Origin of the sequence: Streptomyces sp. NPDC020917, from assembly GCF_044333795.1 — a bacterium.
Taxonomy (GTDB): Bacteria; Actinomycetota; Actinomycetes; order Streptomycetales; family Streptomycetaceae; genus Actinacidiphila.
Genome location: NZ_JBIRRR010000036.1, coordinates 1 through 25,468 on the forward strand (window position 1 = coordinate 1; position 25,468 = coordinate 25,468).

Annotated in this window: 22 protein-coding genes and 1 rRNA gene; 14 read left to right on the plus strand and 9 right to left on the minus strand. The window is 71.5% G+C overall.

The features are described from left to right. Both rrf and ACH4TG_RS39905 read left to right on the plus strand, forming a co-directional pair. Positions 1–85: ribosomal RNA gene (rrf, locus tag ACH4TG_RS39900) — 5S ribosomal RNA — on the plus strand; the annotation flags it as partial. A 70-nt stretch (positions 86–155) separates the two neighbouring features. Further along, the gene (locus ACH4TG_RS39905; protein ID WP_398248045.1) at positions 156–689 is read left to right on the plus strand and encodes a GNAT family N-acetyltransferase; all 534 of its coding nucleotides are present in this window, start codon (positions 156–158) and stop codon (positions 687–689) included. Here ACH4TG_RS39905 and ACH4TG_RS39910 read toward each other — a convergent pair. After that, positions 575–2,026, minus strand: coding sequence for a DHA2 family efflux MFS transporter permease subunit (locus ACH4TG_RS39910; protein ID WP_398248047.1), 1,452 nt, complete (start codon positions 2,024–2,026; stop codon positions 575–577). The two genes, ACH4TG_RS39905 and ACH4TG_RS39910, sit on opposite strands and share 115 nt — an antisense overlap. A gap of 307 nt (positions 2,027–2,333) precedes the next feature. Here ACH4TG_RS39910 and ACH4TG_RS39915 point away from each other — a divergent pair, with 307 nt between their 5' ends. Next, complete coding sequence (locus ACH4TG_RS39915; protein WP_398248049.1) at positions 2,334–3,383, plus strand: sigma-70 family RNA polymerase sigma factor; 1,050 nt, start codon at positions 2,334–2,336, stop codon at positions 3,381–3,383. 26 nt (positions 3,384–3,409) lie between these two features. Here ACH4TG_RS39915 and ACH4TG_RS39920 read toward each other — a convergent pair whose 3' ends face one another. Continuing rightward, on the minus strand, positions 3,410–4,210 hold the full coding sequence (locus ACH4TG_RS39920; RefSeq protein ID WP_398248050.1) for a hypothetical protein: 801 nt from the start codon (positions 4,208–4,210) through the stop codon (positions 3,410–3,412). A 152-nt stretch (positions 4,211–4,362) separates the two neighbouring features. Further along, positions 4,363–5,358, minus strand: a complete 996-nt coding sequence (locus ACH4TG_RS39925) for a hydroxyacid dehydrogenase (protein ID WP_398248052.1) — start codon at positions 5,356–5,358, stop codon at positions 4,363–4,365. A gap of 349 nt (positions 5,359–5,707) precedes the next feature. Between ACH4TG_RS39925 and ACH4TG_RS39930 the strand changes: the two genes are divergently transcribed. From ACH4TG_RS39930 to ACH4TG_RS39945, 4 genes are all read left to right on the plus strand, one after another. Next, positions 5,708–6,562 carry an ABC transporter permease gene (locus ACH4TG_RS39930; protein WP_398248097.1) on the plus strand — a complete coding sequence of 285 codons (855 nt, stop codon included), beginning with the start codon at positions 5,708–5,710 and terminating at the stop codon, positions 6,560–6,562. A gap of 88 nt (positions 6,563–6,650) precedes the next feature. After that, entirely contained in the window at positions 6,651–7,541 is an 891-nt protein-coding gene (locus ACH4TG_RS39935; protein ID WP_398248054.1) for a carbohydrate ABC transporter permease, read from the plus strand. A 28-nt stretch (positions 7,542–7,569) separates the two neighbouring features. After that, positions 7,570–9,219 (plus strand): extracellular solute-binding protein, encoded by a 1,650-nt coding sequence (locus ACH4TG_RS39940; protein WP_398248056.1) that lies wholly within the window; start codon positions 7,570–7,572, stop codon positions 9,217–9,219. 115 nt (positions 9,220–9,334) lie between these two features. After that, positions 9,335–10,462, plus strand: coding sequence for a LacI family DNA-binding transcriptional regulator (locus ACH4TG_RS39945; RefSeq protein ID WP_398248058.1), 1,128 nt, complete (start codon positions 9,335–9,337; stop codon positions 10,460–10,462). 21 nt (positions 10,463–10,483) lie between these two features. Here the strand turns inward: ACH4TG_RS39945 and ACH4TG_RS39950 are convergent, their stop codons facing one another. The 6 genes from ACH4TG_RS39950 to ACH4TG_RS39975 all read right to left on the minus strand — a co-directional run bounded on the left by ACH4TG_RS39950 (position 10,484) and on the right by ACH4TG_RS39975 (position 17,911). After that, positions 10,484–12,244: a type VI secretion protein gene (locus ACH4TG_RS39950; RefSeq protein ID WP_398248059.1), complete on the minus strand. Its 1,761-nt coding sequence runs from the start codon at positions 12,242–12,244 to the stop codon at positions 10,484–10,486. Positions 12,245–12,248: 4 nt separating this feature from the next. Then, a complete protein-coding gene (locus tag ACH4TG_RS39955) occupies positions 12,249–13,664 on the minus strand; it encodes an ATP-binding protein (protein ID WP_398248099.1) in 1,416 nt (471 codons plus the stop codon). A gap of 23 nt (positions 13,665–13,687) precedes the next feature. Beyond that, positions 13,688–15,232 (minus strand): SCO6880 family protein, encoded by a 1,545-nt coding sequence (locus ACH4TG_RS39960; protein WP_398248061.1) that lies wholly within the window; start codon positions 15,230–15,232, stop codon positions 13,688–13,690. Beyond that, positions 15,229–16,572: a hypothetical protein gene (locus tag ACH4TG_RS39965; protein ID WP_398248063.1), complete on the minus strand. Its 1,344-nt coding sequence runs from the start codon at positions 16,570–16,572 to the stop codon at positions 15,229–15,231. Before ACH4TG_RS39965 ends, ACH4TG_RS39960 begins: the two co-directional genes overlap by 4 nt. Beyond that, entirely contained in the window at positions 16,562–17,386 is an 825-nt protein-coding gene (locus ACH4TG_RS39970) for a hypothetical protein (protein WP_398248065.1), read from the minus strand. Before ACH4TG_RS39970 ends, ACH4TG_RS39965 begins: the two co-directional genes overlap by 11 nt. 216 nt (positions 17,387–17,602) lie before the next feature. Next, on the minus strand, positions 17,603–17,911 hold the full coding sequence (locus ACH4TG_RS39975) for a hypothetical protein (protein ID WP_069465016.1): 309 nt from the start codon (positions 17,909–17,911) through the stop codon (positions 17,603–17,605). Positions 17,912–18,199: 288 nt separating this feature from the next. On the opposite strand from ACH4TG_RS39975, the gene ACH4TG_RS39980 reads away from it, so the two are divergent. The 7 genes from ACH4TG_RS39980 (at position 18,200) to ACH4TG_RS40010 (ending at position 25,434) form a co-directional block, all read left to right on the plus strand. Then, positions 18,200–19,177 carry an NlpC/P60 family protein gene (locus ACH4TG_RS39980; RefSeq protein WP_398248100.1) on the plus strand — a complete coding sequence of 326 codons (978 nt, stop codon included), beginning with the start codon at positions 18,200–18,202 and terminating at the stop codon, positions 19,175–19,177. 344 nt (positions 19,178–19,521) lie between these two features. Next, a complete protein-coding gene (locus ACH4TG_RS39985; RefSeq protein ID WP_398248067.1) occupies positions 19,522–20,208 on the plus strand; it encodes a phosphatase PAP2 family protein in 687 nt (228 codons plus the stop codon). Positions 20,209–20,764: 556 nt separating this feature from the next. After that, a complete protein-coding gene (locus ACH4TG_RS39990) occupies positions 20,765–21,046 on the plus strand; it encodes a hypothetical protein (RefSeq protein WP_398248069.1) in 282 nt (93 codons plus the stop codon). Positions 21,047–21,053: 7 nt separating this feature from the next. Further along, a complete protein-coding gene (locus ACH4TG_RS39995) occupies positions 21,054–22,991 on the plus strand; it encodes an alpha/beta hydrolase (protein WP_398248071.1) in 1,938 nt (645 codons plus the stop codon). 138 nt (positions 22,992–23,129) lie between these two features. Then, a complete protein-coding gene (locus ACH4TG_RS40000) occupies positions 23,130–23,558 on the plus strand; it encodes a hypothetical protein (RefSeq protein WP_398248073.1) in 429 nt (142 codons plus the stop codon). Positions 23,559–23,773: 215 nt separating this feature from the next. Then, the gene (locus tag ACH4TG_RS40005) at positions 23,774–24,436 is read left to right on the plus strand and encodes a hypothetical protein (RefSeq protein ID WP_398248074.1); all 663 of its coding nucleotides are present in this window, start codon (positions 23,774–23,776) and stop codon (positions 24,434–24,436) included. Between the two features lie 32 nt (positions 24,437–24,468). Beyond that, a complete protein-coding gene (locus tag ACH4TG_RS40010) occupies positions 24,469–25,434 on the plus strand; it encodes a hypothetical protein (protein ID WP_398248076.1) in 966 nt (321 codons plus the stop codon). Positions 25,435–25,468 lie beyond the last annotated feature (34 nt).

Here is a 25,468-nt window from a genome sequence, read left to right on the forward strand (position 1 = left end):
TTACATTCCGAACCCGGAAGCTAAGCCTTTCAGCGCCGATGGTACTGCAGGGGGGACCCTGTGGGAGAGTAGGACACCGCCGAACAAATATTGAAAGCCCGGGTCCTCCGATTTATTCGGAGGACCCGGGCTTTTCTGCGTTGTACCGTCGGCTCATGCGGTACGAGATACGGCCGGTGGCGCCGGCCGAGTGGCGGAGGAGTCGGGAGCTGCGGCTGGAGTCGCTGCAGGACCCGGTGGCCCCGGTGGCGTTCGCCCGGACCTACGCCGAGGAGTCGGCGATGACCGACGAGGAGTGGAGTCGGCGGGCTTCCGGCGTCGGCGCCCAGCAGTTCGTGGCCGTACGGCCGGCCGACGGGGGCGGGAACGACGCGACCGGTGACTGGGTGGGGATGGCCGTCGTGGTCGTGGAGCGTCCCGACTACCTCAGCATCAACGCTGTCTATGTCCGGCCTGAACTCCGCGGCGCCGGTGTCGCCGCGAAGCTCTTCGAGACCGCCGTCGCCTGGACGTGGGAGCGTGCCGATCGGCTCCACCTGTGGGTGCACGAGAAGAACCCGCGGGCCCAGGCGTTCTACCGGCGGCTCGGCTTCGTCCCGACCGGGGAGTCCATGGCGTCCCCGCTGGATGCGGGCATGACCGAGTTCGAGCTGGTGCTGCTGCGGGACGCGGACGGTTCGGCGTCCTGACTCCGCCGGCCCGGCAGCAGGGTGGCCGCCGCCGCGCCCACCAGGGCGAGTCCGGCCGTGACGGCCATGGCCGCCCGGAACCCGTCGCTGAACGCGGCAGGGGAGGCGTACGAACCGGCGGCGCTGAACGCGGCCGCCGGGATGGCCACGCCGAACGCACCGCCGAGCTGGCGCATCGTGCTGTAGGCGCCGGACGCCTTGCCGATGTCGGCGGGTGCGCTGGTGCTGACCACCGCCTTGGTGACCGCGGGGATCGCCAGGGCGAAGCCGATGCCGCCCAGCGTCATCGGGGCGACGAGCGCCGCATAGGAGGCGTGCGCGGTGGCGGCGAGTGCGACCCCGGCCATTCCCGCGGCCTGCAGGACCATGCCCGCGGTGATCAGCGGGCGTTCCCCCACCCGGTCGGCGAGGGCGCCTGCCCGCGGTGCGATGAGGAACGGTGCCACACCCCACGGCAGCATCCGCAGTCCGGCCGCCAAGGGGCCGTGGAGCAGGGCCACTTGCTGGTACTGCGTCATGAAGAAGACGGCGCCGGTCATCGAGGCGTTGAGCAGGAAGATGACGGTGTTGCCGGCCGAGAACGCCCGCGAGCGGAACAGCCGCAGGGGCAGCATCGGCGTGCGGGCCCGGGCCTGCCAGGCGACGAAGCAGACGGCCAGGACGGCGCCGACCGCGAGCGTGCCGGCGACCTCGGCGCTGCCCCAGCCGGCCGTGTCGGAGCGGACCAGGCCCCAGACCAGGCCGACGGCGGCGAGGGTGAAGAGCAGCAGCCCGCGCAGGTCGACCGAGGTGCCCTGCCCGAAGCCCTCGGTGATGCGGCGCAGCACGAAGGGGATCGCGCCCAGGCCCAGGGGCACGTTCAGCCAGAAGATCCACTGCCAGGCGAGGCCCTGGGTGAGCGCGCCGCCGAGGACCGGTCCGAGCAGGGCCGCGAGGCCGGTGACGCTGCCGTAGATGCCGAGCGCCCAGCCGCGCCGCTCGTGCGGGAACGCCGCGTTGAGCAGCCCCAGGGCGACCGGGATGATCATGGCGGCGCCCGCGCCCTGGACGGCGCGGGCGGCGATGAGCGCGGCGGCGTCAGGGGCGAGCGCGCAGCCCGCCGAGGCCAGCGAGAACAGGGCCAGTCCCGCGGCGAACACGCGGCGCCGGCCGAAGCGGTCGCCGAGCGAGGCGCTGGTCATCAGCAGGACCGCGAAGCTCAGCGTGTAGGCGTTGACGGTCCACTCGAGGTCGGCCATGGACGCGTGCAGGTCCCGCTGGATCGCGGTGAGCGCGGTGGCGACCACCAGCATGTCGAGGATGACCATGAACGAGCCGAGGGAGGTCAGCGCGAGCACCCATCGCTGGCGCCCGGTCGGAAACCACTGCCGTCCGGTGGAGCCTTTCGAGGCGGTGGAGTTCGGGGCCGCAGGCTTCGGGGCGGCAGGGCTTGAGGCTGCGGGGGTCGGAGCGGTGCTGTCCACGGGGGGCCTCCCGGCCGGGCGTGCGTGCGTCGCGGTGGATCCGCCTGTCGTTCGTTGGGACACCGGTTCTGGCCGAAACCGGGCGCCGTGCACCGACCACTTTTCGGCGGCGCGGGTGTCTCAATAGGTGCGAGACACAGTGGCCCGCCGCCGGTCGGGCCGCGCGACGGAGGTGCCGGGCATGGACGCGACGCAGGACCCAGAGACGCTGGCGCTGGCCCGCGCGGGGGACGGAGAGGCGTTCCGGCGGCTCACCGAGCCGTACCGGCACGAGCTGCAGATGCACTGCTACCGCATCCTCGGCTCGGTGCAGGACGCCGAGGACCTGCTGCAGGAGACGCTGCTGGCGGCGTGGCGCGGGCTCGCCGGGTACGAGGGGCGGGCGTCGGTGCGGGCCTGGCTGTACCGGATCGCGACCAACCGCTGCCTGAACGCGCTGCGGGACAGTGCCCGCAGGCCGCACGACCGGGCAGCCCTGCATGTGGAGGTCCCGTTGCCAGAACCGACCCGACGGCGCGGCGAACCGACCTGGCTGGAGCCGTACCCGGATGTGCTGCTGGAGGAGCTGCCCGACGGGGCGCCGGGACCCGAGGCGCGGTACGAGATGCGGGAGTCGGTGTCGCTGGCGTTCCTGGTGGCGCTGCAGGAACTGCCGCCCCGGCAGCGGGCGGTGCTGGTGCTGCGCGACGTGCTGGGGTTCCGTGCGGCGGAGGTCGCGGAGATGCTGGAGACCACCGAGAACGCGGTGGCCAGCGCGTTGAAGCGGGCCCGGGTGACGCTCGCGGCCGAGATGCCGGACGCGGACCGGGAGCAGGCGCCGCTGCCGGACTCGCCGGACGAGCGGCGGATCGTGGAGGGCTTCGCGCGGGCCTTCGAGCGCGGTGACGTGGACGCGCTGCTGGAACTGCTGACGGACGACGTGTGGTTGACGATGCCGCCACTGCCGCTGGAGTACCAGGGGCATGCGGCCGTCGGGCACTTCCTGTCCACGATCGCGCTGCGGGACCGGCGCAGTTACGTGCTGGTGCCCACGCGGGCCAACGGCCAGCCGGCGTTCGGCGCGTACCTGCAGGACCCGCGCACGCCGATCCTGCACGCGCACGGCGTGCTGGTGCTGACGCTGCGCGGGGACCGGGTCGCGGCGATGACCCGCTTCATCGACACCGGGATCCTGTCCCGGTTCGGCCTGCCGCGTTCCCTGCGCCGCGGTGACCTGCGGCCCAGGGCGTAGCCCGCCGGCCGGCGGCGCCCGCGCGGCTACGGCTGCGAGGCGGCCGGACCGGTGGCCGCGGGGCGCGACGCCATGTCGGCCATGACGTTGCGGACGGCCGCGGCCATCTGGGGTCCGTACGGGCCGGGGTCCTGCATCGCGGGCACGTCGCTGCCGTCGGGGTGGGGCATGACCTGCGGGGGGTCGGGGCTGATGGAGAAGGACAGCGAGATCACCGCTCCGCCGTGCAGGACGTCGAGTCGGAGCCTGCCGGAGCCGAGGTGCAGCAGGTAGGCCTCGTCGCCGAGGCCGCGCACCGGGTCGATCCGGGTGACCGACGGCAGGGTGCTGCGGTGCTGGTCCTCGAACTCCGGCCGCGGGTCGGTCTTCTTGTGCAGCTCGACGGAGAGCGTGGCGCGGTAGTCGTAGGGGCTGCCGCCGTCGTCGTCGCCGACGAGGTTCTCGGCCGAGCAGCGGGTGCGGTCCAGGGCGCTGCCCCACAGGGTGTCGGCGGGGTCGGGGGAGAAGCCGTGGCGGGGCGTGGCGTCGAAGAGCGGGCGGAGGGCGCTGCCCGAACAGGGGTTGGGCGACAGGTGGTAGCCGTGGAGGTCCGGGGTGCGGTCGGCCGGGTCCCAGGCGGCGAGCGCGCCGGCCCACACCGCGGACGCGGCGAGCGCGCCGCCGCACGCCCACAGCCAGTGCTTCGGTATCCGGCGCCGGGGTGCCGGCTCGCGGCCGGCGGTGGCCAGCAGGTCGTCGTCCGGGGGCGGCTCGCCACCGAGGTCGCGTGGGCCCGCGGGACCGGGCAGGTCTACGAGCCCGCCGGTCAGTTCCGGTTCGGATATCACACTGCTCCCCCCGCGGCTGTCGGGTGCGCGCTGCGCGTCGGGTCAGTATGCGTGTGCGCACGCGGGTCGGGAAGGCCCGTCCGGAAACGGGTTCGAATGCGCCGGCGGCCCCGCGGGCCCGCCGCGGCGGCCGTCCGGACGCTCCGGCGCGGTCAGGCGATCCGGGCCAGGTCGTCGGCCAGGACCGCGCCGAGCAGCGGTTCCCCGCGCGCCCACCGCTCGACCTCGTCGACCGCGTAGGCGCCCAGGCGCCGCACCTCGGTGCCCTGGCAGCCCGCGATGTGCGGGGTCAGCAGGACGTTGGGCAGCCGGTGCAGGGCGTGGCCGGCCGGCAGCGGCTCGGGTTCGGTGACGTCCAGGTAGGCGTCGAGGCGCCCGGCCTCGCACTCGCGGGTCAGCGCCTCGGTGTCGACCAGCCGGCCGCGCGCGGTGTTGACGACCGCGGCGCCGTCGCGGAGCAGCGCCAGGCGCCGCGCGTCGACGAGGTGGTGGGTCTCGGGCAGGTCGGGGGCGTGCACGGTGACGATGTCGCTGCGCCGGAACAGCTCGTCGGGGCCGACCAGTTCGACGCCCATCCGGTCCGCCTCGGCCGCGGGGACGTAGGGGTCGGCGAGCAGCACGCGGAAGCCGGCCGGGGCGGCGGTCAGGCGGGCGATCACGCCGCGGCCGATCCGGGAGGCGCCGATGACGCCGACGGTCGCGCCGTCGGCGCCGGTGCGCTCCTGGAATCCGGGCAGGTGCCCGCCGGCGTAGCCGGCGGCGGAGCCCAGCGTGCGGCGGGCGGCGAGCCAGACGGTCGCCATGGTGAACTCGATGACGGGTGCCGCGTTCGCGTCGGCCGCGGAGGAGACGGCGACGCCGCGCTGCCAGACCTCGGGCCGCACATGGGCCTTGACGCTGCCGGCCGCGTGGATGACCGCGGCCAGGCGAGGGGCCCGGTCCAGGAGGGCGGCGTCCAGCACCGGGCAGCCCCAGCCGGTGAACAGCACGTCGGCCGCGGCCAGCGCGGCGCCGGCGTCGTCCCAGTCGGTGACCAGGGCCGGGTGGACGTCGGCCAGTGCGTCGAGCCGGGTGCGCAGCGGTGCCGGAAGGACCAGATCCAGGATGTCCGGGCGCATCGCCAGCACCAGCTTCGGACGCTCCGCCATGTCGGTCCCTCGCATCTCGCCGCGTAATCGGTTACATCTTTGAGAGGAGCCTAAGGCGGCGATCCCCGCACGTCAACGACCGTCAGAGCCAAGGAGATCCGAGATCCTTGTGGTCTCCAGGGAGTTGACGCCGTCCCGGTTGGTGCGCGAGGGGTTGACCAGTCGTAGTAACCGGTTTAGGTTCCGTGCCACCTTGAGCGTCGAGGAGGACGCGATGGCGATTGCCGAACGGGACGCCACCGGCCGCGCGGGAGCGGCCGGCGAGTCCGGTGACCCCGGATCAGCGGGCCGCGCGGGCCCCGGGGCTCGCCGCAAACGTTTCCGGCGGGACGCGGTCCTGCTGCTGCTGATGGCGCCCGGCGTGGCGTACTTCGTGGTGTTCCACTACGGCGCGATGGCCGGCAACGTCATCGCGTTCAAGGACTACGTGCCCTTCGACGGGCTGTGGGCCAGCCAGTGGGTGGGGCTGGGCAACTTCCAGGCGGTGTTCGCCGACGGCGCGTTCTGGCACGCGGTCGTCAACACCCTGTGGATAGCGCTGCTGCAGCTGGTCTTCTTCTTCCCGGTGCCGATCGCGCTGGCGATGCTGCTGCACAGCCTGACCCGCGACTCGGTGCGGCGCCTGGTGCAGTCGGTGGCCTACCTGCCGCACTTCCTGTCGTGGGTGATCGTCGTCGCGGTGTTCCAGCAGGTGCTCGGCGAGACGGGGTTGCTCAACACCGTGCTCGGCGACGCGCACCTGCACACGGTGAACATCATCGGCGATCCCACCGCGTTCAAGCCGCTGGTGGTCGCGCAGGTGATCTGGAAGGACTGCGGCTGGGGCACGATCATCTTCCTCGCCGCGCTCGCCCAGGTCGACGAGCAGCAGTACGAGGCCGCCGCGATCGACGGCGCCGGGCCGTGGCGCCGGTTCTGGCACGTCACGCTGCCCGCGATCCGGCCGATCGTCGTCCTGCTGCTGATCATGCGGCTCGGCGACATCCTCTCCGTCGGCTTCGAGCAGATGCTGCTGCAGCGCGCGTCGGTCGGCCCGGACGCCGCCGAGATCATCGACACCCTCGTGTGGCAGCGGGGCCTGGTGCAGGGCGACTACGGATACGCCGCCGCGGCCGGCCTGTTCAAGGGCGTGGTCGGCGCGCTGCTGGTCTTCGCCGCGAACAAGGTGGCGCACCGGCTGGGCGAACAGGGGGTCTACCGGTGAGCGGCCAAGGCGAGGCCGCCGGCCGGTGGCTGACCGCACGACGGGCGGGGCGGCGCCGAGCAGGCGGGGAAGCGAACGGAGGCGCGACATGAGTACCGCTGTGCGGCCGGCGTGGAGGGAGAAGCCGAAGCCGGTGACGCAGGCCGCGAAGGCGGTGGCCCTGGCCGTCGTCGTGCTGCTGGTGCTGGTGCCGTTCCTGATCATCGTCTCGACGTCGTTCGCCTCCGACCGGGAGGTGATCGACAACGGCGGCTGGGTGCTGTGGCCGCAGCACCCGACGCTCCGCGCCTACCGGGAGATCGTCGACGGCGGGATCGTCGGCCACGCGCTGTGGGTGAGCGCGGGCGTGACCGTCGCCGGCACCGCCGCCAGCCTGGCCTGCACGATCGGCCTGGCGTACGCGCTCAGCCGGCGGGACGTGTTCGGCGGGAAGCCGGTGCTGCTGCTGATCCTCTTCACCTTCCTCTTCCCGCCCGGCATGATCCCGAGCTTCCTGCTGGTCAAGAGCCTGCACCTGCTCAACAGCTACTCGGCGCTCATCGCGCCGTTCCTGATCAACGTGTTCAACCTGGTGGTCCTGCGCGGCTTCTTCCAGTCGCTGCCCGAGGACCTCTACGAGGCGGCGCGGCTGGACGGCGCGGGGGAGTGGCTGATCCTGCGACGGATCGTGCTGCCGCTGTCCAAGGCGGCGCTCGCGGTCGTCGGGCTGTTCTACGCCGTCTCCTACTGGAACGCCTGGTTCTACGCGTCCATCTACCTCGACTCCGGCCACTGGCCGCTGCAGCAGGTGCTGCGCACGTATGTCATCGGGGGTGCGCAGCTGGCGGACACCGGCGCGGGCGACGCCACCGCGGTGGCCGCGCCGCAGACGATCCAGATGGCGGTCCTGGTGGTGGCCACCGTGCCGATCCTCCTCGTCTACCCCTTCCTCCAGAAGTACTTCACCAAGGGCGTGCTGACCGGCGCCATCAAGAGCTGAGCCGCACCCTCCCCGAGAAAGGACCTCCGTGAGTACCTCGTCGTTCTCGCGGCGTACCTTGCTGCGCTCGATCGCCGCAGGTGGCGCCGCCGTGGCCGCCCCGTCCCTGCTGACCGCCTGCTCGTCGACCGCGGCCAGGCACGATGTCAGCAACGTGGGCAGGACGCTCGCGCCCTGGCCCGCGTACGTGCCGTTCGCCGGCCCGCCCGCCGACCTGCCGGGCACCGCCGACGGCATCCAGCCCGGCTATCTGACGTACCCGAAGAACCTGGTGAGCGCGGTCCACGACAAGCCGGGCACCGGCCAGACGATCAAGGTGATGACCATCACCTACGGCACGCCGCCCAAGCCCGCGTCGTCCAACAGGTTCTGGGCCGCGGTCAACGAGGCGCTGGGCGTGACCGTCGAGTTCACCGTCGTGCCGGACTCCGACTACATGACGAAGATGGCCACGATGATGGCCGGCGACGACCTGCCGGACGTCATCAACCTCGGTGGCGGCCACACCCTGCCGCGCGAGGCCGAGTTCGTCGCCGCCAAGTGCGCGGACCTGTCGCCGTACGTGTCGGGGGACGCGATCAAGGCGTACCCGAACCTGGCGAACCTGCCCACCTACGCCTGGCAGGACATGGGCCGCGTCGGCGGGAAGATCTACGGCGTCCCGGTGCAGCGCTCGGCGCCCGGCAACTGCCTGTGGATCAACAACGACGTGTTCACCGCGGCCGGCATGAAGGACGGCTGGACCTCGGACGACTTCACCGCCGTCGCCAAGGCCGCCACCCACGGCCGGAAGTACGGCCTCGGCTCGTCGCAGCCGCTGCTGTTCGGCACCGACATCCACACCACCGCCTTCGGCGCGCCGCAGGAGTGGAAGGTCGACGGCGGGACGTTCGTCAGCGCCTACACCACCGACGAGTACCGCGCCGGCATCGCGTTCATGGCGAAGCTGCGGCAGGCCGGGCTGTACCAGCCGAACGTCCTCGGCACCTCCACCGTCGATTGCAAGACCATGTTCTACAACGGCACCGTCGCCTCCATGCCCGACGGATTCGGGGCCCTGACCACCAGCGTCCCCAGCATCAAGGGCGCGTTCACGCTCGACGCGATGGTCCCGTACACACCGCCCGGCGGCGCCAGGCCCGGCATGGACCGGGCCCGCGGCATCTTCGGCTACACCGTGCTGAAGAAGGCCACGCCCGACCGGATCAAGCTGATCCTGCGGGTGCTGGACTACCTGGCCGCGCCGTTCGGCACCAAGGAGTACGAGCTGACGCACTTCGGCATCGAGGGCACGCACTTCACCCGCGACGCGCAGGGCTCGCCGATCCCCACCGCGCTGGGCCAGGTGGAGAACCCCGTCAACCTGCCGATCAAGTACCTGTCCGACGCCCCGCAGGTGCTGTACCTGCCGGGCAACCCGGACGCCGTGCGGCGCAACCACGCCTGGCAGACCAAGGTCGCGCCGATGCTGGTCCGCAACCCGCGGTTCGGCCTCCAGTCCGAGACCGGCACGCGCGTCGGCGCCACCCTTGACACCCTGCGCACCGACGCCATCGGTGCGGTGGTCGCCGGCCGCAAGCCGATGAGCGCCTGGGACGACACCGTCAAGCAGATGCGCAGCCAGGGCCTGGACAAGATCGCCGAGGAGTACGCCCAGGCCTACGCGAGCAGCCACTGACCCACCGGTGCGCGCCGCCGCCCCCCGGGGACCCGCCGCACGGGGCGGTTTCCCAGGGTCACCCATTACCCTGGGGCGGCGGCGCGGGGCGGGGACGGACCTTCGGATGGCGGGGATGGCGGAGACTTCACCAGGACCGGGCACGGCCGGCGGTACGAGCCCGGGCGCGGACCCGGCGCCCGGCACGCGACGGGTCACGATCCGCGACGTCGCGGGCCGCGCGGGCGTCTCGGTGGCCACCGTCTCCCGCGTGCTCGCCGGCAACTACCCCACGTCGGCCGCGGCCCGCGCCAAGGTGCTGCGCGCGGTCAAGGACCTGGACTACGTCATCGACGGCCGGGCCCGCGCGCTGGCCGGCACCGGCCCCAAGACCGTCGCGGTCATCGTGATGTCCGTGGACAGCCCCTTCTACGCCAACGTGGCCCAGGGCGTCGAGCAGGAGGCCGCCGCCCGCGGCAGGCTGTGCATGGTGTGCAGCCACGGCGGGGACGAGGCCCGCGAACTGGCGCTGGTGCAGATGATGCGCGAGCAGCGCGCCGAGTTCGTGGTGCTGGTCGGCGGCGCCGTCGAGGACGAGCGCTACCGGGCCCGCCTGACCGAGTACGCGCACGGTCTGGCGGCCGCCGGGTCCCGGCTGGTGCTGTGCGGCCGGCCGGCGCCCAGCCCCGACACCCCCGTCCTCGTCGTCGAGTACGACAACGAGGCGGGCGCCTACGCGGTCGTCAGCCACCTGCTGTCGGCCGGGCACCGCGACATCCTCTACCTGGGCGTCCTGCCCGGCTACTCCACCGTCGAGCCGCGGATCGCCGGCTACCGGCGGGCGCTCGCCGACCACGGCCTGCCGCCGTCCGCCGAGCGCATCCGTGGCTACGGCCTGGGCCGCAGCCACGGCTACGACGCGATGCGGCAGATCCTCGCCGACTGCGACGGCCGCCCCGACTTCACCGCGGTCTTCGCCGGCGACGACCAGGCCGCGGCGGGCGCGATGGCCGCGATGCGCGAGTACGGCCTGCGCACCCCCGAGGACGTCTCGGTCGTCGGCTACAACAACGACGCCCTCGCGGAGGACCTCAACCCGCCGCTGACCACCGTCAACATCCCCTCGTACGAGCTGGGCCGGGAGGCGGTGCGGCTGGCGCTGGCGGAGGCCGCCGCGTCGCCGGCCCGCGCCACCACCCAGAAGCGGCACGTGCTGGGGACCCACACGGTGCTGCGGGACTCGGTGGCCCCGCCGCGGCGCTGACCGGCCGCCGACCGGCCGGCCTCAGGGCAGGACGACGGCGTCCGGGACGGACGGCGGCAGGGTCGCGGCGGTGTCGGCGCCCAGCGCCAGCCGCACGTCGGCGTCCTGCCACAGCGGGGTCTGCCAGCGGGCCAGGGCCTGTTCCGGCGAGCGGACCACCGCCAGCGTGGGCAGGCCGGCGGCGTACCCGCCGGACAGCAGGTCCGGCAGGGCGGGCAGCGGGGCGAGGGCGGCGACGTCGTCCAGCACGAAGGTCAGTGGTGGGTCGAGCCGACCGGCGGATGACCCTGCGGCCATGCGCCGGCCGTGCTCGACCACGCACGAGACGAGTGCGGTCAGCAGCGGCATCGCACCCGGGCGGGACCGCGGATCCTCGATCCGCTCGCCCACTACATACAGCGTTCCCCGTTCCGTGGTGAAGGATTCCAGGTCGAGGCCACCGGACCGGCCCGGATTGCACGCGTCGCGGAAATGGACGGCGTTCAGCGGCTCCAGGATCCGGCGGATCAACGCCTGTGCGGCGTCGCGGCGTTCGGGGTGGGCGTGGATCACCGACTCCAGCTCGCCGCTCCAGCCGGAGGCCGCGCCGGTGTCGGTGCGCAGGATCCGCACCGCGTCGCCCGCGGTGGCGCCGCCGCCCGCCCAGCGGTGGATCTGCCGGAACGGCTGGCCGTCCACGGCCGCCGCGTGCAGCCAGCAGCGCAGCAGCGTCACCGCCGTGTCGTGCACGATCGCCTCGTCGGCGCGGGCGGTGCGCAGCGGGGCCAGCAGCGCGGCGGCCCGGTTCATCGCGGTCTCCGGGTGCGTGCAGCCGTCGTGCGGTGCCCACCTCAACCGCCCCGGCACGTCCAGCAGATGGCCCGGGTCGTAGACGTGGACCGGGCCGAGCTTCGTACGGTTGCCGACGGTCTGCTGGTACGTGTCCTGGTCGGCGGTCGTCACCACGGCCGGGCCTGCCGCGGCCAGCACCGCGGGCTGCACGACCTGCTTGGCCTTGTCGCTGCGCGGCCCGGCGAACAGCACATAGGTGCGCGTCACCTCGCCGTCGCCCAGCGCCTGCGCGCGCCGGTCGGCGAAGCCGGCCGCCGCGGCCGCTCCCGCCGCCACACCGGCCATGCCCGCCGGGTCCGCGGGCTGCCCGGCGACCGGCGTCAGCCGGGTGGTGGGGGCGTCCTCGCGTGCGGCACCGGGCGCAGCGGCCTGCGGGACGGTGCGGAACCAGGCGTCCAGGCTCGTCGCGTCGTCCTTCGCGGCCGGGACCCGGCCGCGCGGGCGCGGCACCGGCGCGGGATCGCCCTCGGCGTCCGCCTCCTCGGAGTCCTCGAACTCCCCTGATCCGTCGGGGTCCTGGGGGTCCGCCGGGGGGCGCGCCGGCCGCGGCGCGCGGCGGGCGGCGCGGGCCGGCCGGGCGGGGCGCGGCGCCGGGCGGCGCCGGCCGCCGTTCCGCAGCCGGGACAGCGCTCCCAGCACCCACATCGTGAACGCCAGCAGCAGCACGATCTGCCCGATGAACACGCCCCAGAACAGCCCCGAGCCGGACAGCTCGCGGACCGGCGTGCCCGGCCACGCGGCGGCCAGGTCGTGCGGCTCGGCGATCAGCGAGCGCATCGCCCGCGGCGTGCGGGTGAAGTGGACGTCGGACGGCCAGGAGCCGTGCGCGAACAGCCCGGCGATCCCGGTGGCGGTCCACACCAGCAGCGTCACGCCGAGCAGGAAGGCGATGATCCCGACGATCAGGCCGTCCGGCAGCCCCCCGGGCTCGTCCTTCTTCCGCGGCGCCATGACGTCATGCCACCGCGTCGTCGGCCATTTGCTTGGCCAGCGCGACCTGGGCCGCGGCGTGCGCCTCCGCCCGGGCCTCGGCCTCGGCGTCCGCCGCCAGGTCCGCGGCGTGCTGCGCGGACGACTCGGTCATCGCGCGGTCGGTGAACACCAGCGGCCGCTCGGCCTCGGTGATCAGGTGCTTGACCACCTGGACGTTGCCGTTGACGTCCCACACCGCGATGCCCGGCGTGAGCGTCGGGATGATCTCCACCGCCCAGCGCGGCAGGCCCAGCACCCGGCCGGTGGCTCTGGCCTCGTCGGCCTTCTGCGCGTAGATGGTGCGCGTGGAGGCCATCTTCAGGATCGCCGCCGCCTCCTTGGCCGCGGCGCCGTCGACCACGTCCGACAGGTGGTGGACCACCGCCACGAAGGACAGGCCCAGCCGCCGGCCGAACTTCAGCAGCCGCTGGAACAGCTGGGCCACGAAAGGCGAGTTGATGATGTGCCAGGCTTCCTCGACCAGGAAGATGCGCTTCTTGCGGTCGGGGCGGATCCAGGTGTGCTCCAGCCACACACCGACGATCGCCATCAGGATCGGCATCGCGATCGAGTTGCGGTCGATGTGCGAGAGGTCGAAGACGATCAGGGGCGAGTCCAGGTCGATGCCCGCGCTCGTCGGGCCGTCGAACATCCCGCGCAGGTCGCCGTCGACCAGCCGGTCCAGCACCAGCGCGACATCCAGGCCCCAGGCCCGCACGTCGTCCAGTTCGACGTTCATTGCCTCGGCGGACTCCTCCAGCGGGTGCCGGAGGCGCTCCACGATGTCGGTCAGGATCGGCTGGCGGTCCGTCACCGTCTCGGCGACGTAGGCGTGCGCGACCTTCAGCGCGAACCCGGACCGCTCGTCCAGGCCGCGGCCCATCGCGACCTCGATGATGGTGCGCAGCAGCGCCAGCTGCCCGGTGACGGTGATCGCCGGGTCCAGCGGGTTGAGCTTGATCCCGCCGTCCAGCGCGGCCATCGGGTCCAGCCGGATCGGCGTGAGGCCCATCGCCTTCGCGATCAGGTTCCACTCGCCGACGCCGTCCTCGCCCTGCGCGTCCAGCACCACCACCTGCCGGTCGCGGAACCGCAGCTGGCGCAGCACGTAGGTCTTCTCCAGCGCCGACTTGCCGTTGCCGGACTCGCCCAGCACCAGCCAGTGCGGGGCCGGCAGCTGCTGGCCGTAGAGCTGGAACGGGTCGTAGATGTAGCCCTTCCCCGAGTACACCTCACGTCCGATGATCACGCCGGAGTCGCCCAGGCCCGGCGCGGCCGTCGGCAGGTACACGGCCTGCGCCTGCCCGGTGGAGGTGCGGACCGGCAGCCGCGTGGTCTCCACGCGGCCGAACAGGAAGCTGGTGAAGGCGTCCGTGATCGCCGCGAGAGGATCCAACATGGGCATGGCGGTGGCCTCCTCGGCTAGCGGCGGATGCCGGTCGCGAACGGCAACGTATTGACGAATGCCCGGTGATGCTCACGATCGCACCACTCGAGCTTCAAATACGACTTACCGGCGGAGGCGCGGATCGTGCGCTTGTCGCGCGCCAGCGCCTCCGGGGAGCGCGAGGAGACCGTGATGTAGCCGACCAGGTTCACCCCGGCCGCACCGCTGGCCAGGTCCTCGCCGCGCTGGTCGACCCGTCCGTGCTGCGCGATGTCCCGCGGGTCCACCACGCGGTTCATCTTCGCGGCGCGGCTGGCCTCGGCGTCGTCGTTGGTCTTCTCGGTCAGCATGCGCTCGATCGCCACGTCCGTGGGCTCGAGGTCCATCGTCACCGCGACCGTGCGGATCACGTCGGGGGTGTGGACCAGCAGCGGCGCCAGGAAGTTCACGCCCACCGGCGTCAGCGGCCACTCCTTGATCCACGCCGTCGAGTGGTGCCACGGCGCGCGGGTCGCCGACTCGCGGGTCTTCGCCTGCAGGAACGTCGGCTCGGTCGCGTCGAGTTCGGCCGGCCACGCGTTGCGCCGGGTCATCGCCTGGATGTGGTCGATGGGGTGGTCGGGGTCGTACATCGAGTGCACCAGCGACGACAGCCGGGCCTGGCCCAGCGGCTGCCGCACCCGGATGTCGGCCTCGGCCAGCCGCGCGCAGATGTCGTTCAGCTCGCGGGCCATCACCGCGGCCAGGCCCGCGTCCTTGTCGACCTTCACCCCACGGCTGGACGTCGCCCGCGCCATCGCGTTGCCCTCGGCCGCCAGCTCGCGCGTGAAGTGCATGCACGCCACCAGGTAGGCGCGGTGCTGCTCCGACGACGTCGACACCATCGACTGCAACTGGTCGTAGGACGCCTTCAGCCACTTGTCGGCGTCCGGGTCGCCGCGCTGCGCCACGTCCTTGGCGTGTGCGTCCGGGTCGGCCGGCAGGGTACGGGCCAGCATCTGCAGGCGCGTCACGAAGCCGTCCCCGTTGGCCACGTGCTTGAGCAGGGTGCCGAACCGCTCGACCAGCGCCTCCTGGTCCTCGCTGTCCCGCAGGCCCACGCCCGGGCCCTCGATCTCGATGGCCGCGGTGACCGTGCGCCGGTCCACGTGCAGCAGCACCGCGATCTCGTCCGGGCCGAACGGCGCGGCCAGCCAGGTGATCCGCCCGATCCCCGGCGGCGGCCCGATCTCCACCTCGCGCCCGTCCAGCCGGGTGCCCGCCTCCTGCACGGAGGAGCGGTAGGCAGGCGCGGTGCGCAGCGTCCGGCGGTAGTTGCGGTTGATCTCGAACCAGCGGTAGAACGTCCGCCGCCGGTACGGCATGTACACCGCGGCCAGGGCCAGCAGCGGCCAGCCCACCAGCCCGACGATCCGCAGCAGCAGCACCGGAACCAGCAGGCCCGACAGCATGCCGAGGCCCGCGCCGATGATGATCAGCGCAATCTCGCCGGTCTCCCGGTTCTTGCCGACGATCGCGTTGGGCCGCGCCTTGCCGATCAGATACGTGCGGCGCGGCTGCGTGAACGGCTGGGTCGTCACCGGCGATCACCTCCCTGTCTCGGCGTGGAGCCGTTGGTCGAGCCTGGTCCGGAGCCGCGGCCCCCGCCCGGTCCCGACCGGTACGGCGAACCGCCGATCGGGCCGCCGCTGTCGCTCCTGCCGCCCGCGTTCTGGCCGCCGCGCGAGCTGTGCGCGGCCATGCCCCCGGCCATCGGGTTCGACGGCTGCGGGCCGCCGCCCTGGGCCTGCTCCTGCGGGCCGCCGCGCGCGCTGTGCGTCTTGATGCCCTGCTTGACCAGCGCGGCGGGCGACGAGATCACGGCGGCGGCCTGGCCCTGCCCGCCGGACTTGCGGCTGTTGCGCAGGTTCACCACGTCGTCGCCGAAGCCCGGCACGAAACGGTAGATCATGAAGCTCGCGAAGATCGCCAGCAGGATGATCGCCAGGCCCGAGACGACCGCGGAGAACGCGTTCGGGCCGTTGTCCGAGGAGGACAGCGCCCCGGCCAGCCCCAGCACGATCACGATCACCGGCTTCACCAGGATGACCGCGATCATGATCCCGGCCCAGCGCCTGACGTGGTGCCACATGTTCTTGTCGACCAGCCCCGCGTACACCGCGGTGCCCAGCAGCGCCCCCACGTACAGCAGCGCCGCCCGGATCACCAGCTCCAGCCACAGCACGCCGGCGGCCAGCACCGACACCATCGAGACCACGATCAGCATGATCGGCCCGCCGCCGATGTCCGTGCCCTTGGTCAGGGCGCCGGAGAACGACCCGAAGAACACCTCGGTGTCCGACTTGGTCCCCGCGGACACCACCGACGTCACGGCGTCCGTCGCCGACACCACCGTGTACAGGATCAGCGGCGTGAACGCCGACGCCAGCACCGTCAGCCACAGGAACCCGACCGCCTCGGTCAGCGCCTCCGTCAACGGCACCCCGCGCACCGCCCGCTTGGCCACCGCCAGCAGCCACAGCACCAGCGTCAGGATCGTCGACGCCGCGAACACCACCGCGTACTGCCGCAGGAACGCCGCATTCGTGAAGTCCACCTGCGTCGTCTTCGTCACGGCCGCCGACAGCTTGTCGATCGTCCACGAAGCCGCCTCCGCACACCCCTTCGCCAACGAGGTCAGGGGGTCGAGGGAGTCGGTGGGGTTGGTGCCCTTGGTGGGGGCGGACGGATCGCCACTGGTGCAGTAGTCGCGGGCGGGTCCGATCAGGCCGGAACAGGCATCACTGCTCGAGCTGGCACTCGGCGTCGGGGTCGCGCTCGGATCCGCTGCCGCGCGGCCGGCCAGGAGAAGGAGAGCGACGGGAACGCCCGTTGCCACGGCTGTACGGGTGACGGCACGGAGAACACGGTTAGCGGGCATAGGTGAACGCTCCGTACTGCTGGACGGCGTTGGTGATGTCCTGGGCGCCGGAGGCCGGGATGTCACCAGGGACAGGTGCCGGGCCGCTCTTCTGCGAGACCGCGCTGATCTTCCAGTCGTTCGCGGTCCACGACATCGTGAATGTCCAGGTCTTCCAGTCCGTGCGGACCGGATCGGTCGATCCGGTGCCTGCCATGCCGATCAAGCCCGTGTACCAGACGGACACCGTGGCGGTCGCGCCGCCGTAGGACTCGGTCTTGGTGCCCACCGGGACGGTGCGCGACACGAAGGTCATGCCCTTAGGGGCATCCCCATTGGCGTCGAGCCCGAGCTTGGCGAGGAACGCCGGCGAGTAAGCCCTGTCCTGAGGGCCCTTCACCTTGGCTGCCGCATCTGCGGTGTACAGCCTGTCGATGATCTGATGACGCGTGTCGGCGTGAAACATCTCGTCTCCGCCCAGCGCCACCGCGTAGTTCGCCGCCGCCGACTGCGCCCCCTGCTCCGTGTGGGCGAAGCCGGAGGGGATGCCGGCGGTCTTGCCGGTGACGGGGTGCTCACCGGTGGGTGCGGTGGGGGTGGAGGTCGCCGGGTTCTTGCCGCCGCCGGAACCGCCGGCGGCACTCCCGCCGGAGTGCGACGAGCCGGAGCCGTCCCCGCGGTTGGCGAACGCGATCGCCGCGATCAGCAGCACCACTATGCCCACGACCGTCACCATCGCCCGCCGCGGCTGCCCCTGGCGCCTGCCGCCGGTCCCGCCGCCGTGCCCCTCGGGCATCCGCGTCCTGGTCGGGGGTCCGTCCTGGCCGAGGCTCATGGCGCGGTCGCCCCCCGCGGCGGCCGGGCCGCCGTCCGTGGCCGGGGTGCCGCGGGCACGCCGGACCGGCGTGTGCCGCGGACGGCACCGCTGCTTGGTTGAGTGGGCATCAGCACGCAGCCTCGGTTGGGACGGTGGAGCCCGGGGACCGGCTCCAAGGACGTGAGCAGCGCAGGGCGCGATCGGGTGCGGGGGACCGCGGGGCCGATCGCGAAGCTAGACGGCCATCCCGTACACGATGGTGAACAGGGTGCCGAGCGACCCGATGATGAACACGCCGGTGAGTCCGGCGATGATCAGTCCCTTGCCCTGCTCCGCGCTGAAGGTGTCGCGCAGTGCGGTGGCGCCGATGCGCTGCTTGGCGGCGCCCCAGATCGCGATGGCCAGGCACAGCAGGATCGCTGTCGCCATTACCACCTCGATCATCACACGTGCTTCGTTGCCCAGGGACCCGAAGGGGCCCCAGTCCGGGGCGATGCCACCGATGATGGTGTTGATGTCGCCCTTTGCGGCTGCCAGGAACATGTAACTCACCACCCCGCTCGATCAGTTGGCTCCCTCGCCGGGGCGCAAGGGGCCAGGTACCAGTTTGACGGAGGATCCGGCTGTTGCATGTCGACTCAGCGACTTTCTCGGCGGATCGTCCGTGTGAACCGGCCCGCAGGCGTCACACTGGTGCGCGGACCGGTGTTCGAAGGGCGTAGCCGACTACTCTGTGTATCACGAGCATAACCGTAGGGCAACGATGGGAACGTACGACAACGTACGGGAGGGAGGCGGCCGGTCGTGGCCCGGAAAGTCTGGCTCACCGTCATGGCCGGTGCAGGTCTGCTCCTTTCGTTCCTCGCCCTGCTCGTGGTCGGCACCTTCTCCGCGGCCGCCGGGCTCGCCAAGAACGGCTCCGCCGCCGTGACCCTCGCCAAGGGCACGGTGCCCGCCGTCTACCAGCCCATCATCCTGAAGTGGGGCAACCTGTGCCCCGCGCTCAACCCGGCGCTGCTGGCCGCCCAGCTCTACCAGGAGAGCGGCTGGGACGCCCGGGCGCAGAGCCCCGCGCAGGCGCAGGGGATAGCGCAGTTCATCCCGGGCACCTGGGCCACCCACGGCATCGACGGCAACGGCGACGGCAAGGCCGACGTCTGGGACCCCGAGGACGCCATCCCGTCCGCCGCCTCGTACGACTGCGACCTCGCCTCCTACGTCAAGAACGTGCCCGGCGACCCGACGGACAACATGCTCGCGTCGTACAACGCCGGTGCGTACGCGGTGATCAAGGCCGGCGGCGTCCCGCCGTACGCCGAGACGCAGAACTACGTGAAGACCATCCGCACCCTGGAGAAGAGCTTCGCCGCGCCGGTCGGCACGGTCGAGCCGTCCCAGCAGGCGGCCGCGGCCATCTACTACGCGCAGCAGCGGCTGGGCACGAAGTACCTGTGGGGCGGTGAGGGCACCGCGGCGCAGGGCGGGCGGTTCGACTGCTCCGGCCTGACGCAGGCCGCGTACCGCTCGGTCGGCATCGCGCTGCCGCGGGTGGCGAACGACCAGTGGAACGCCGGGCCGCACCCGAGCCGTTCCGAGCTGCTCCCCGGGGATCTGGTCTTCTTCGCGTACGACCTGAACGATCCGCGGTCCATCCACCACGTCGGGATCTACGTGGGCGGCGGGTACATGATCGACGCGCCGCACACCGGCGCGGTGATCCGGTTCGACAAGATCGACTCGCCCGACTACATCGGGGCGACGCGGGTCACCCAGGCCGGGGCGCAGGCGCTGCCGACGAAGAAGGCGTGACACCCTTGTCCTTCGAGGACCCGGAACTCCGGGGACCCCGGGACTCCGGGAACCCTGGAACCCCTGGTGCGCCACGACGGTGTGGCGGAAGTGACGGCTGCGCAGGGTGAGGCTCTGGCCCAAGGGTTGACGTTCGGCGGCGGTATGTCCGTCTTGGCTGGTCACCCTTGGATAACAGCCCGGTGATCTTCTGGAGAATACCGGAACGCTACGTACCGTGTCGGGCGTTGTACGGGGGAGAATGGCGCGGGACGCAAGCGACGGGGGTTGCAGACGAGCCGAACCGAGTTCAGTCGTGTCCGAACCGCAAGTCGCAGCAAGTCGCAGTAAGGGGCACCACCGCCATGGCAGAGGTCGCTAACGACAGCGCGAACCCCGACATCAACCTGCTCCGCGGCATCAACAACCTCGCCAAGCAGGCGCCGCGCGGCGTCGACCGCGTGGTGGAGTTCCTCGGCGAGTACGGGCTGATCGCCCTCACCGCCCTGCTGGCCGGCTGGTGCTGGTGGCGGGTGGCCCGCCGCGCGCGCCGGGCCGAGGCGCCCGCGGCGGTGGCCGGCGTCCTGTGGGCCGGGGTCGCCGCGGGCATCGCGGTCCTGCTCGACTTCCCCATCCGCGCGCTGGTGCAGCGGCCGCGCCCGGCCGCCGAGTACGACGGTATAGACGTGCTGATCCACGGCACGCACGGATCCTCGTTCGCCAGCGCGCACACCGCCCTGGTCTCGGCGGTCGCGGTCGGCCTGTTCATGGTCAGCCGCGCGTACGGCTCGGTGGCCATAGCGCTGGCCGTCGCCGAGGGGTTCTGCCGCGTCTACCTCGGCGTCCAGTACCCCACCGACGTCATCGGCGGATTCGCGCTGGGCGCCGCGACCGCCCTTCTCCTCGCCCCCCTGGGCCTGGCCCTCCTGACCGCCCTCACTCGCCGCCTCGCCGGCACCCGCGCCGCCTTCCTCGTCCGCACCACCCCCGCCCCCGAGGGCCACAGCGCGCCCCCGCGCCCCCGCGCCGACGACACCGGCCTGGCGGCCTAGCGCCACGCTTTTACTTCTGCGTTCAGCGTTCCTCGCCGGGAACGCGGCGGATCCCCCCGGACCAACTCGTCCAGATCCGGCAGCACTTCCGCGAACCGCGCGGGGTCCGCGGCCATCAGGAAGACGTGGACGTCGGTCGCGTAGCCCTCGTCCCGGAAGGCGTATCCGACGCGCTCCGTGCGGGACGCCGTCGGTGACGCCGCTCCAGCAGGCGCGGAGGCCCGTCCCGAGGGCTTGCCCCCGGACAAGTCGCACGTCGTCGGCGCCCTGGTAGCGGTGGCCTTGCGATCGAGCCCCGATACCGCGCCAAGGTCTCCCGGGTCCTGCAGCCGCGTTTGCCCACGCGGCAGGCCCGGGCGGGCGGCTGAGTCCCAATCTCCGTAGTCCGGCGCTCAATTCGTCGCGTGGACACCTTGAAATCGCCGGACTGTCAAGAGTCTGCGTACTCAGTCCGTCTGGTAGCTGGGTGCCCTGGTGTCACTTGTGTCCCATGGATACGTTCGATGTGTCGCGATCGAGGTGGTTGCGGCGCACGCGACGCCGAGTGGGGGACACCGTGGCGGATCTCGTCATCGATGAGGCTGAGCTCCAGCAGTTACAGAGTGTGCTCGTCCAGGCGCTCACGGACGTGGGGGCGTTGCACCGCGCATGCCACCGGATGGACGTCCACGCGGTGGGGGCGGCACCGCTCATCGCGGCCCAGACGACGCTGACCTCGACGCGCGCCGACGACCTGGCGACGGTCGGGCGCGGCCTCACCGACCGCAGGGACCAGGTCGACCGCGTCGTCCCGACGATGTGTGATGCCGACAACCGACTCGGACGACAGGCGGGTTGAGCAACTCATGGGCGGTCGCATCGACTTCTACCCGAACCTGGGCTTCAACCCCTGCCCGGGGGACCCGGACGGAGTGACGACGCTGGCGGAGGAATGGCGGGACGCGGCCTTCATGCTGACCGAGGCGGCGCTGCGGCTGGACCGCACCGACGAAGCCCACGACCGCTGGAAGGGGCAGGCCGCAGCGTCCTTCCGCACCCAACTCAACGAGCAGCGCGCGGTGATCGGCAAGCTGCGGTGGATCTGCGAGCGCAACGCCTCCCTTCTCGGGGAGTGGGCGGACCAGCTCATCGGATTCCGCAGCGAGGCCGACGCCCTCGACACGCAGGCCGGCACGTTGCAGCAGCAGCGCTCCACCGAGCGGAACCGGCTCACAGGCGCCTATCCCGACCACGATCCGGCGGCCGCCCAACTGACCCAACTGGACGGCAGGGCCCAGGATCTCCACGAGCGGTATCTGAGGGCCGCCCAGATGCTGGCCCGCCGCACGGATGATCTCCTGCCGCTGCCGTCCGACCACAGGGCCTGGTACGGGCGGGACGTGGACCAGGCGGAGGAACGCGCTCTGCTGTCCGCGGAGTCGACCCGTGCGGGCGGCGTCGTTCCGGTCGACCCGGCCCTGCGGGCCGCCTGGTGGAACGGCCTCACGCCAGAAGAGCGGATGACCATGTCCCGCGATCACGCCAAGGACTTGGGCACGGCCAACGGGCTTCCGGCCGAAGGCCGGAACGCGGGCAACATGGTGCTGTTGCAGCAGTTCCTTGCCCAGGCCAAGGCGGAGCGGGATCACCTCGCCGAAGCGGATCCGGGCAGCCGGGCGTTCCAGGACGCCGACAAGCGGTACCAGCAGCTCCAGCAACTCCACACAGCCCTCACCGATCCACAGGCGGGGAGTACCCACCCCGCGATGTATTTGCTGGGCCTCGACCAGGACGGTCCCGGCCACGCGATCGTCTGCTACGGCAACCCCGATACGGCGCAGAACACGGCGGTCTACGTGCCCGGGACCGGTCAGAAACTGAGCAACATCATGGGCAATGTGGGACGGGCCGGCGCCCTTTACGAGGAAGCCCAGCAAGCAGCGCCCGGAACCACGGCCTCCATGGTGTGGCTCGGCTACGACGCCCCCCAGACGATCCCGGAGGCTGCGTCCGGGAAGTTCGCCGACGCTGGAGGTCCCGCGCTGGCCGACTACGTCAACAGCCTTGCCCTGACCCATGAGGGTGCGTCGCACGTCACGGTGATCGGGCACAGCTACGGCTCCACCCTGGTCGGGGACGCCGCAGCGCAATTCGGTATGCATGCGGACGACGTCGTCGCCGTGGGCAGTCCGGGTTTGACCGTCGCACACGCCTCTGATCTGCACATGGACCCCAACCATGTCTGGGCCGGCCGGATGCAGTCCGACCCTGTCCCTCCGATCGCGCTGGCCCGCAACCCCAACCTTTGGGGCGATGACTACTCGGAGCGCTACGGGACGGATCCCACGTCCAGCGCGTTCGGCGGCCGTGTCTTCGCCGCCGGCTGGGGAGACGCGCACGGGAAGTCCCACAGCGACTACTGGCGCTCCGACCAGCCGTCGCTCGCGAACATGGCCCGCATCGTTACCGGTGACACCGAAGGGGTGACGGTTCCGAGCACGGCCGAACGTGACGGGGCCTTCCCGACGACGCTGGGCCCGGGAAGCCACTACCAGGTGGTCGGAGGTCTGTTGCAAGAGGCCGGGCACACCGTGCCCGGACGTTTGGGCGCGACCCTGAGCGACGCCGGGAACTCGGTGAACGAGGTCGGCCACGGAGAGAACGCCGTTGCGGGAAGCACGTGGGATCTCATGCACGGGGATCTGAGCGGTGCCGGGCACCAGTTGGGAGACGCCGCCGACGACGCCGCAGGGGCGGTCAAAGATACCGCGAAAGCGATCACCGACCCGATCAGGTTCTGGTGAGCAGCGATGCCTTACCCGGAGCAACCTCCTCACCAGCCGACGTCGTTGCCACCCCACCGGCCCCCGTGCCGGCCGTACCCACCGGACCCGCAGGTCCGGGCGTTGAAAACGAAGGTCCGGGTCCTGACCGCGGTCGCCGTGGTGACGCCGCTCGCCGTTCTGGGCTTCTTCGTGATCGGCCTCCCGTTCCTCAATCACCTCGCCGCCGGCGACTACCACAACGACGACCGCGACAAGGTCGTGGCCAACGGCCTGATCGCACATGCGGTAGCGATGATCGACGTGCCTCACGGCGTGGGCACGATCTCGACGGAATCCGAGGTCTGCGGTCCGGTGAGCCGCACCGACCCCGGCGCGACGTTCTCCGTCACCGCCTCGGCTCCGCTCAAGGGTGTGTCACCTGCTGACCACAGCAAGGTCGCCGACGAGATCGCAGCGGACTGGCCCGGCCTGCTGGTGAAATACCAGGCAGGCGACGAATGGACGGTCAGCGTCACCTGGGACTCGCCGACCGGTACCACCGGCCGGATCTCCACCCACGCCGACTGTCCGCCCTTGGCCCCTTGACCAAGGTCCGCAGTCCGCCGCCAAGAGGCAGCTGGCGGGCGCGGGAGGCGGTGCGGGGCGGGCAGTGAAGGGGCTGTGAAGTGTGCTGCAAACCGGTACCGATCGGGGGATGCGTCTACAGCCCGATCGCGGGCCCCGGTAATGTCAAGGGCGCTGCGCTGAAGCGAACTGCCTGCACTCCATTGGACGCCGGAACACTCACGGGGGACTCCAACGTGACCCGCACTTCTCTGCCCATCGCTGTCGCCCTTGCCGCGTCTGCCGGCCTGCTGCTGAGCGCCTGCGGCGGAGGCGGGTCCAGCTCGGACAAGATCCAGTCGTCGGCCTCGACGCCGACGTCCGCGCCGACGACCACCGCCTCGGCCAGCCCGACGGCGTCCGATGCGGTCAAACGCCCGTCGACGGCCCTCCCGAAGGACCTGACGATGGCCTTCGATTGGCCGAAGACCGGTGACGCGACGAAGGACGCGGTTCTCAGCGACGGCGAGCAGTACATCAGGGCGCTCAAGCGAGCCAGCGCCATGGACGACCTGAAGGATCCCGCCTACCAGTTCTACTCGCGTGATGACGCCCTGAGTTACGCTCATGACCAGATCAAGGCGAACATCGACGGCGGTTATGCGCCCACGGGGCAGGACCACTACTACGACGCGAAGGTCAACGTCGTACGCGCGGGATCCGCCACCCTCAGCTTCTGCCGGGATCAGAGCAAGGTCTTCAGCAAGGTGGTCAAGACCGGCAAGGTCCTCCGCAGCGCGCCGAACGCGGACAGCTTCATCCTGTACAACGTACTCCTGGTGAAGGACGACCACTCCAATGGCGTCTGGCAGTCGTCGCAGATCACGGTTGTCGAGGGGGCTAAGCAGTGCCAAATGTGAGACGGAGCGCCTGTGCGCTTGCCATAGGTCTGGTGGTCTCCCTTTCGATGACCGTTGATGCGTCGGCCAACGAGACACCCGGGCAGGGGCACCATGGTGGGGAGAACGACCACACCATCGACGCCACCGCGTACTCCGTCACGTACGAACCCAAGACTCCGCCTCCCGGCAATCCGATCACGTCGGTCAGCGGCTGGACTCCACCGCCGTGTTGGGTGGCTCCGATTGCCACGCCCGAGGAAATGAAGACGGAGCAAGAAGCGATCTGGGCGGAGGGCTCCCCTGGCTACGAGTGGGTTTCCGCCCAGCGGGACTACTACGTCAACGGGAAGCCGCATAAGGACTTCGAAATAGCCAACACCGACAAAGGCATGTGGTGGGACGGCCAGGTCAATCCCAATCGCCTTGCGGATCCCGCTTCGTTGAGCTGCTTCAAGGAACGCGCCGACTGGGTGCTTAAGGGGGACACCCCGCCGGCCGGGCCGGTGGTGACACCGCAGGTCCTCGCGGAATCCGCCTACGACCGGATCCGGATTCCGGACAAGGTTGTGACCCTGTCGCCGGATGCCCTGCACACGCAGACGGTGAACCTCAACATCTGGGCATGGCTGGACAGTGCCGACATTCCGTCCGTCTCGGTCACCGCTCGCCTGAACTCGCTGGGCATCTGGGCCACGACGACGGCGACGCCGGTCGGGCTGCACCTGGACGCCGGGACTCCGAATGCCGATCTCTTCCCCTCGTCCGGCAATTGCCCATTGAACAAGGACGGTTCGATCGGAGCGAAGTACCAAGCGGCCGACGGCAATACGGTGCAACCGCCCTGTGGCCTGACGTACCGGAAGTCTTCGGGGCAGGGGAAGTACACCCTGACCGCCACCATCACCTGGAAGGTCTCCTGGGTGGGCAGTGGAGGTACGGGCGGGGATCTGGAGAACGGCGTTTTCGACCTGCCGCAGGATGTCACCGTCCAGGAGATCCAGGCCGTCAATCGCTGACCGTCAACCGCTGACCGGTGAACGCCCGTACCGC